This window comes from Polaribacter sp. P097, from assembly GCF_036864555.1.
Taxonomy (GTDB): domain Bacteria; phylum Bacteroidota; class Bacteroidia; order Flavobacteriales; family Flavobacteriaceae; genus Polaribacter.
Window position 1 is genome coordinate 1 of sequence record NZ_JAZETJ010000007.1, and the last position, 1,705, is coordinate 1,705.

Below are 1,705 nucleotides of genomic sequence, written 5' to 3' on the forward strand. Positions count from 1 at the left end.
CGTTTGCCCTTTACCTTGATAAGGCTGCTCAGCTTTCATCTTAGCTTTGTTGTACAGATTAGCATCAGATTTTACGAAAGTAGTAGGAACAGAGTTCTTTTTTCTACCCACATAAATCTTAGAGATTGCATCTCCTAAAGACTCAGACTCAACTCCACCAGAATTACCTCCTGTAACTTCTCCTGAAGTTACTGTAACAGGGAATCTATGTGTTTTAGTACATCCATTTTGATCTTCAGCAACAATTTCTATATAGTATAAACCAGCATCTGTAATAGTTGCATTTACTGTAGTTACATTTGTACCAAGATTGGCAACTAATGTTCCATCAGATTCAACTAAAGACCAATCATAAGTTTGGAATACAGCTGGATTATCTACTGTGAAAGTTTTTGTAACACTTCCATCACCATTACTTGTAGAGTTAATTGTTAATGTAATGTCTAAATCTTGTTTAACTGTTACTTGAGTTGTTGTTGTATCTGAACCAACACTATTAGTAGCAGTCATGGTTACAGTATATGTACCAGAATTTGCATACGTTTTAGTAGGACTCATTAACGTACTAGTAGTACCATCTCCAAAATCCCAAGCATAAGTAATAGGATCATTTGGTTGCGATGTGTTACCAGTATTTGATGTATTTGTGAATTCGAATGAATTACCATCAAAACATTGGTTATTCAAGTTTACATTGAACTCTGCAGTTGGTGCAACACCTGTACTAGTAGTACAACCAGAAATTGTTGGAACAAAATTGGCTGAGTGTACTTCTCCACCTGCATGATTAAATGATTTTCCAATAACCTGACCTTCTATGTTAGATTGGTTTACAGTTTTGTTTATATCTGCAAAAGGAGCAAATAAAGAACCTACAACTGTAGAGTTACCAACAACATTTAAAGTAGTTGTGTTATAAAAGTTGTAAATAATATAAGGTGCATCTTGCTGACCAACGCCTGCTTGATTCCAAACGGTCCAATCAAAAGATCCTGCAGCATCTACATTTATTACTAAAATATTAGTTGCACTAGGCTTATTGTTATAAGTAAATACACTTACGTTATTTAAATCTGAACCAGTTACGTTTAGATAATTAACACCAGCTTGTAAATTAATTTTTACTTGATTTGGTAAGTTAGTGTTCGAAATTGGTTGCCCATTAGGATTTGTTAACTGAGCATTGTTTGCATATTGAGATAAATTTGTAGAGTTACCTCTTAATGTTTGAAATGCGCTAGCAAAATCTATTACGTTACTCTCAAATATTGGATTATTTGTAGATGATACGTTTAATTGATTTGCATTTGCTTGTAAACTAATTCTTGGTGAAGAATTGTAGCTTGAGTTTTTAGTAACTCTAATAGGAGAAAATGCATTGTTTTGATCCTTATACCAAACAACAGATCCATTACTTTCACCAATTTTCACATAAGTATTTTGGTTGATTTGTAAAGAATTACCTGATTGATAATTTACTTTTCCACCAACAACTAAACCAACAGTTACATTGTTTACTTGAAAAGAACCAGGATCATTAGTCGTGATTTGATAGTTTCCTGAAATAGTCAAGTCACCACCTGTAGCAACACTACCCTCAGTTTCATTAGTAGATAATTGTAATCCTTCTAAAGTAAATACATTAAATCCTAAAGCAGCATCAGTTGGAGATTGATTACAACCACCTTCTGTAACCGTAAAAGTG

At 33.4% G+C, this 1,705-nt stretch carries 1 protein-coding gene; it reads right to left on the reverse strand.

What is annotated here, in order from left to right:
* A partial coding sequence (locus V7R38_RS13115; RefSeq protein ID WP_334059111.1) for a choice-of-anchor A family protein occupies positions 1–1,705 on the reverse strand: 1,705 nt, incomplete at both ends.